Origin of the sequence: uncultured Caulobacter sp. (genome assembly GCF_937900395.1) — a bacterium.
Classification (GTDB): domain Bacteria; phylum Pseudomonadota; class Alphaproteobacteria; order Caulobacterales; family Caulobacteraceae; genus Caulobacter.
Window position 1 is genome coordinate 1 of record NZ_CALCDX010000220.1, and the last position, 5,617, is coordinate 5,617.

The 5,617-nt window shown below is 68.9% G+C and carries 8 protein-coding genes; 3 read left to right on the forward strand and 5 right to left on the reverse strand.

Features of this window, described 5'->3' with window-relative positions:
* The coding region (locus Q0379_RS20060; protein ID WP_299015883.1) for an orotidine 5'-phosphate decarboxylase / HUMPS family protein at positions 1–304 on the reverse strand (304 nt) is incomplete at its 3' end.
* An 86-nt stretch (positions 305–390) separates the two neighbouring features.
* On the opposite strand from Q0379_RS20060, the gene Q0379_RS20065 reads away from it, so the two are divergent.
* Positions 391–1,089 (forward strand): MarC family protein, encoded by a 699-nt coding sequence (locus Q0379_RS20065; protein WP_299015886.1) that lies wholly within the window; start codon positions 391–393, stop codon positions 1,087–1,089.
* A 46-nt stretch (positions 1,090–1,135) separates the two neighbouring features.
* Positions 1,136–2,386: a UbiH/UbiF/VisC/COQ6 family ubiquinone biosynthesis hydroxylase gene (locus tag Q0379_RS20070; RefSeq protein ID WP_299015889.1), complete on the forward strand. Its 1,251-nt coding sequence runs from the start codon at positions 1,136–1,138 to the stop codon at positions 2,384–2,386.
* 400 nt (positions 2,387–2,786) lie between these two features.
* Here the strand turns inward: Q0379_RS20070 and Q0379_RS20075 are convergent, their stop codons facing one another.
* The 4 genes from Q0379_RS20075 to Q0379_RS20090 form a co-directional block, all read right to left on the reverse strand.
* Positions 2,787–2,984 carry a Trm112 family protein gene (locus tag Q0379_RS20075; protein ID WP_013077309.1) on the reverse strand — a complete coding sequence of 66 codons (198 nt, stop codon included), beginning with the start codon at positions 2,982–2,984 and terminating at the stop codon, positions 2,787–2,789.
* 9 nt (positions 2,985–2,993) lie between these two features.
* Positions 2,994–3,659 carry an LON peptidase substrate-binding domain-containing protein gene (locus Q0379_RS20080; RefSeq protein ID WP_299015894.1) on the reverse strand — a complete coding sequence of 222 codons (666 nt, stop codon included), beginning with the start codon at positions 3,657–3,659 and terminating at the stop codon, positions 2,994–2,996.
* 22 nt (positions 3,660–3,681) lie between these two features.
* The gene (locus Q0379_RS20085) at positions 3,682–4,590 is read right to left on the reverse strand and encodes a co-chaperone YbbN (protein ID WP_299015897.1); all 909 of its coding nucleotides are present in this window, start codon (positions 4,588–4,590) and stop codon (positions 3,682–3,684) included.
* Positions 4,591–4,692: 102 nt separating this feature from the next.
* The gene (locus tag Q0379_RS20090) at positions 4,693–5,196 is read right to left on the reverse strand and encodes a prolyl-tRNA synthetase associated domain-containing protein (protein WP_299015900.1); all 504 of its coding nucleotides are present in this window, start codon (positions 5,194–5,196) and stop codon (positions 4,693–4,695) included.
* Positions 5,197–5,274: 78 nt separating this feature from the next.
* Between Q0379_RS20090 and Q0379_RS20095 the strand changes: the two genes are divergently transcribed.
* Positions 5,275–5,617, forward strand: a 343-nt coding sequence (locus Q0379_RS20095; RefSeq protein WP_299015903.1) for a DUF6065 family protein, incomplete at its 3' end; no start/stop codon positions are given.

Sequence of the window (5,617 nt, forward strand, 5' to 3'; positions counted from 1 at the left end):
GCGCCTGCACCGCCGCCTTCATCACCTGGGGCTCGGCGTGGACGGTCAGGAGGTCGCAGCCGCTCTGGGCCAGGACGCGGGCCGAACGCTCGACCGTGGCGCCGATGTCGTGGAGCTTCCAGTCGAGGAAGATCGACTTGCCGCCGGCCTTCAGCTCGCGGGCCAGGGTCATGCCGTCGCTGGCCAGCAGCTCCAGGCCGATCTTGTAGAAGCTGACCGCGTCGCCCAGGCGCTCGACCATGTCGCGGGCTTCCTCGACGGTGGGCAGGTCGAGCGGCACGATCAGGCGCGGGTCGGCGGTCATCTTTTAGTCCCCGGGGTTGGCGCGCGCGACGGTCCGCCCTAGGAAGAGGCGAAGCTTGGGCGCGATCTGAAAGGTAGGGACGTCGAATGACCGAGGCCAAACTCGCCGTCAACTTCTTCGTCGCGCTGTTCGCCCTGATCGACCCGATCGGCAACGTGCCGCTGTTCGCCGCCGCCACCCTGGGCGCGGCCGCGGCCGGGCGGCGGATGGTGGCCGTCTATATCGGCCTGTTCATGACCGCGTTCCTGATCTTCTTCTATTTCACGGGCGTGGGGCTCTTGGCCTTCTTCGGCATCTCGATGCCGGCCTTCCGGATCGCCGGCGGCATCATCCTGTTCATTCTCGGCCTGGACATGGTGCGCGACGACTTCACCACCATGTTCGCCGACGCCGCCGAGGGGCTGGAGGACCAGTCGCCCCGAGCCTATGCCCGCAAGCGGTTCGAGCGGCTGATCGTGCCGTTCGCCATGCCGTTGCTGATCGGGCCGGGCGCGATCTCGACCGTGATCATCTACGCCGCCGAGGCCAAGCCCCTGGGCCTGGCCGGGGCCGGCATCGGGGTGGCGGTGATCGCCGCCGTCTCGCTGGTCGTGGTGGCCGCCTTCTGGGCCGCGCCGCTGATCAGCCGGGCGCTGGGTCGGATCGGCATGAGCATCGTGGTGCGGGTGCTGGGCCTCATCCTCTGCGCCCTGGCGGTGCAGTTCGTGATCGTCGGCGTCGGCGACGCCACGCGCGGCCTGGTGCGCGCCGACGCCAAGGCGCCCTACGCCGCGAACCATAAGTAGGCGCCTGCACTGGACAGGCCTGGGAGACGGGGCCCATATCCCCGTCATGCGCGCTTACGATGCCGATGTGATCATCGCGGGCGCCGGCATGGCCGGCGCCACCCTGGCCCTGGCCCTGAAGTCCGGCGGCCTCAAGCCCCTGCTGGTCGATCCCCAGCCGTTCGACGCCCAGCTGGCGCCGACCTTCGACGGGCGCAGTTCGGCCATCGCCTATTCCTCGTTCCGCCAGTGGCGGGCGATCGGCGCCGGCGAGAGCCTTGAGCCCCACGCCCAGCGCATCGAGCAGATCCTGGTCACCGACGGCAGGACGCCCGGCGCGGCGGCCCGCAAGCCGTCGGCCTCGTTCCTGCGCTTCGACTCCAGCGAGATTTCCGGCCGCATCGGGGGCGAGCCGCTGGGCTACCTCGTCGAGAACCGCCAGATCCGCGCGGCCCTGTCCAAGGCGGTGATCGAGAAAGAGATCCCGGTCATCGCCCCGATGGCGGCCAAGAATCTCGAGGTCACCGCCGGCGAAGCGCGCCTGATCCTGTCCGACGGTCGCGCCCTGACCGCCCCGCTCGCGGTCAGCGCCGAGGGGCGTGGGTCGGTCCTGCGCCAGGCGGCCGGCATCGGCCATATCGGCTGGGGCTATGGCCAGAGCGGCGTCGTCTGCACCGTCAAGCTGGAGCGCCCGCACGAGGGCGTCGCGCACGAATATTTCCTGCCCAGCGGCCCGTTCGCCATCCTGCCCCTGACCGAGCAGCGGGCCAGCCTGGTCTGGACCGAGAGCACGGCGCGCGGCGAGGCCTTGCGCCACGCCTCGCCGGAGATGTTCCACGCCCACCTGATGCGCCGGTTCGGCGACTTCCTGGGTCGGGTCGAGGTGGTGGGGCCGACCTTCGTCTACCCGCTGTCGCTGCTGCTGGCCGAGCGGATGACCGCCCCGCGCCTGGCGTTGATCGGCGACGCCGCCCACGGGGTGCACCCGATCGCCGGGCAGGGTCTGAACCTGGGCCTCAAGGACGCGGCGGCGCTGGCCGAGGTGCTGGTCGAGGCCGTGCGCAACGGCGAGGACATCGGCGCCGAGGCGGTGCTGGAGCGCTACGCCCGCTGGCGCCGGTTCGACACCGTGACCAACGCGATGGCCTTCGACGCCTTCGTGCGGATCTTCTCGAATGACAACCCGCTTTTGCGCGCGGCGCGCGGCGCGGGTCTGGCGGTGGTCAACCGCATTGCCCCGGCGCGGCGGTTCTTCATGCACGAGGCCGGCGGCGGGGTGGGCGACCTGCCGAAGTTGTTGCGGGGCGTGGCGCTTTAGTCAGCTTTGCTAGCGCGCCTGATCGACGTTGCGACAATAGCGACGACGCCAACGACGAGCGCGATGTCTGCCCCCAGAGATAGTCCGGTTATCCAAGCGGGATAGGACTGCTTCGGCCAAGGCCAGAGCACGATGGCCATGGCGTGGACCGCCGTTGTGCAGGCTATGGTGGCCCAGAACCAGGGTTCGCGTCGTAGGGGCCAGTAAGTTCGAACGGCAAATCCTATGGCGGCCGTGGAGGTCCAGGCCAGCTGACCAATGGCCGGTAAGCCGAGCCTGTCGAAGAGGAACAGCAGCGGCGCGGATAGGCCAATGATGAGGAGACCCCACCACTTGGGGAAGCGCTCGAAGATCGAGTCTTCTCGCAGATCGAATGGCCGCTGGGGCATGGGTTGGAGCGCTAAGCCTCCAGCTCCCGCGCCTCTTCCGGCAGCATGATCGGCACGCCGTCGCGGATCGGGTAGGCCAGCTTGGCCGAGCGGCTGATCAGTTCGCCGGCGGCGCGGTCGTACTCCAGCGGAGCCCGGGTCACCGGGCACACCAGCACTTCCAAAAGGCGCGGATCGACATCGACGGGGGGCGGGGCGGCTTGGGTCATGGCGCCTGTCTACTGAATCGAGGTCGGCTCGTCATCGTCGTTTCCGGCCGCGTCGATCTCCAGCAACGCCGTAAGGGTCGCCTTGCGCTCGAAGATGGTCTCGGCCTCGAGCAGGGCCTGCTTTTCCATCGGGTCGAAGGGCAGGGCCATGGCCAGGCTGTTGATCAGGGCGTCGGAGGGGGCGCTCTCGGCGTCGCCCCAGTCGATGGCGAGGCCTCGGTGGTCCAGATAGCGCCGCAGGGCGGTCAGCAGCCGGTCGATGTCGGCGGCGGTGCGCTCCCCGGCCCCATCCTCGCGCAGGTCGGGCTCATAGGGCGTGAAGTCGGCGCGGACCTGCCGATAGGGCGTGCGCACCGGCAGCTCCTCGCCCGCCTTGAAGCGGCAGAGGCCCGTCAGGGTGATCAGATAGCGGCCGTCGCTGGTCTCGGCGAAGCTGGTCACGCGGCCGGCGCAGCCGACCGGCGCGAGGGCCGGGCGCTGATGGTCGCCCCCGGGCCTGGTCTGGATCATGCCGATGATCCGCTCGCCGGACATGGCGTCGTCCAGCATGTTCAGATAGCGGGGCTCGAAGATGTTCAGCGGCAGCTGGCCGCCCGGCAGCAGCAGCACGCCGTCCAAGGGAAAGACCGGGATCACCAGGGGTAGGTCGCCAAGCTTTCGATAGACGGCCGGCATGGAGTCTCCGTGGGCTGAAACCTTAGCTGAACAGGATCGAGGACAGTTTCCGCCGCCCTTGCTTGGCGACTTCCGAGGTCGGGCCGGCGGCTTCGAACACGGTCAGCAGCTGCTTGCGGGCGGCCTCGTCGTTCCACGTACGGTCGCGGGCGATGATGGTCAGAAGATGGTCGGCGGCCGCCTGCAGCTGGCCGGCGCCGGCCAGGGCCTTGGCCAGTTCGAAGCGGGCCTCGTGGTCGTCGGGATCGGCGGCCAGGCGCTGTTCGAAGGCGGCGGTCTCGGACGGAGCCTCCTGGGCCAGGGCCAGGGCGGCGCGGGCGGCGTCGAGGTCGGGGTCCTTGGCGTCGGCGGGGGCCATGGCTGCGACCTCGGCCGCGCCTTCCAGGTCGCCGCCAATCAGATAGGCGCGCGCCATGCCGCCGATGGCCTTGATGTTGGTCGGATCGACTTGCAGAGCCTGGGCGAAGGCCTGGGCCGCGCCGCCGACGTCGCCGATCTCCAGCGACTCCTTGCCCAGCGCGATCAGCTCGTCGAGCGGGCTTTCGCCGCCGCCGGCCTTGGCCAGCTTCTCGACGAAGGCCTTGACCTGGCTCTCGGGCAGAGCGCCCTGGAAGGCGTCCACCGGGCGGCCGTCGACGAACGCGTAGACGGTCGGGATCGACTGCACGCGCAGCTGGCCGGCGAAGCCCGGATTGGCGTCGACGTCGATCTTCACCAGCTTCACGGCGCCGTTGGCGGCGTTGACGACTTTTTCCAGAGAAGGCGTCAGCTGCCGGCACGGCCCGCACCAGGTCGCCCAGAAATCGACGATGACGGGCTGGGTCTTCGACGCCTCGATGACGTCGGCCATGAAGGTGGCGTCCGAGCCATCCTTGATGTGTTCGCTCTTGCCCGAGGCGGGGGCGGCGGGCTTTTCGCCGATCAGGGACATCGGGTCTCTCGTCTACGGTACTGGGGCAGGAAACGCTTCAGCCGCAAAGATGGTCCCTGGCGAGCGTCGGCGCAATGATGCGTTCGCTTGACAGCGCGGCGATCAGACGACGGCCATGGCCTCGAAGTCGACGATCATCGGCTCGATCCCCAGCGCAGTCAGGAACCTGCGGAAGCCCGCCTGGCTGACGGCCGTGGTGGCGTCGTTCTTCAGCGGGTGGAAGTTGACCGGATCGCTGTCGGCCAGGGCCTTGTCCAGCACGAAGCGCACGCGCTTTTCCGTATCGTTGATCAGGCCGAAGGCGGTGACCGAGCCCGGCGTCACGCCCAGCGTCTCCAGCATCATCGCCTCGGGGCCGAACGACAGCCGGCCCGAGCCGATCACGTGGTGCAGCTTCTTCAGGTCGATCTTCGTCTCGCCCAGGGCCGAGATCAGCCACAGCTGGCCCTTGGCGTCCTTAAGGAACAGGTTCTTGGTGTGGCCCCCGGGCAGGGTGGCCTTGATCTCCAACCCCTCCTCGACGCGGAACACCGGCGGGTGGTCCAGGGTCTTGTGGTCGACCCCGTGGGCGTCGAAGAAGGCGAACAGGTCGGCTCTGGTCTTCATGCGGTCTCTCTAGACGGCCGGAGGGCCGCAGGGCTAGACCAGACGGATAAGGGGCAGGAAGCCAAGCAAAGGACCGGCATGGAACTGGAGTGCTATCCCACCGAGAACCGTCCGCCCGAGATCGTGCCGGGCCGGCCGCAGCGCGCCTGGATGGACCGGTTCGCCGAGCGCCATCCCTATCGCTGCCTGCCGCTGACCATGGCCAACACCACCGGCTGGGACATTCTCTGTCCCGTCGGCTTCTCGATGACGTGGGACGGCGGGGCGCACCAGGAGTGCATCAAGTTCCAGCCCGACCACCCCTATCCCGGCTTCCAGGACTTCGTGAAGTCGCACTTCACGCGGGGGGTGGTGACCTTCCACACCGGCTATCTGTTCCGCACGCCGCCGGGCTGGTCGATGATGGCCATGGGGCCGCCCA

Excerpts from the sequence above, each read along its gene's own strand:
- Q0379_RS20065 (WP_299015886.1), top strand. The coding sequence starts at position 391 with ATGACCGAGGCCAAACTCGCCGTCAACTTCTTCGTCGCGCTGTTCGCC.
- Q0379_RS20070 (WP_299015889.1), top strand. The coding sequence starts at position 1,136 with ATGCGCGCTTACGATGCCGATGTGATCATCGCGGGCGCCGGCATGGCC.
- Q0379_RS20075 (WP_013077309.1), bottom strand. The coding sequence starts at position 2,984 with ATGACCCAAGCCGCCCCGCCCCCCGTCGATGTCGATCCGCGCCTTTTG.
- Q0379_RS20080 (WP_299015894.1), bottom strand. The coding sequence starts at position 3,659 with ATGCCGGCCGTCTATCGAAAGCTTGGCGACCTACCCCTGGTGATCCCG.
- Q0379_RS20085 (WP_299015897.1), bottom strand. The coding sequence starts at position 4,590 with ATGTCCCTGATCGGCGAAAAGCCCGCCGCCCCCGCCTCGGGCAAGAGC.
- Q0379_RS20090 (WP_299015900.1), bottom strand. The coding sequence starts at position 5,196 with ATGAAGACCAGAGCCGACCTGTTCGCCTTCTTCGACGCCCACGGGGTC.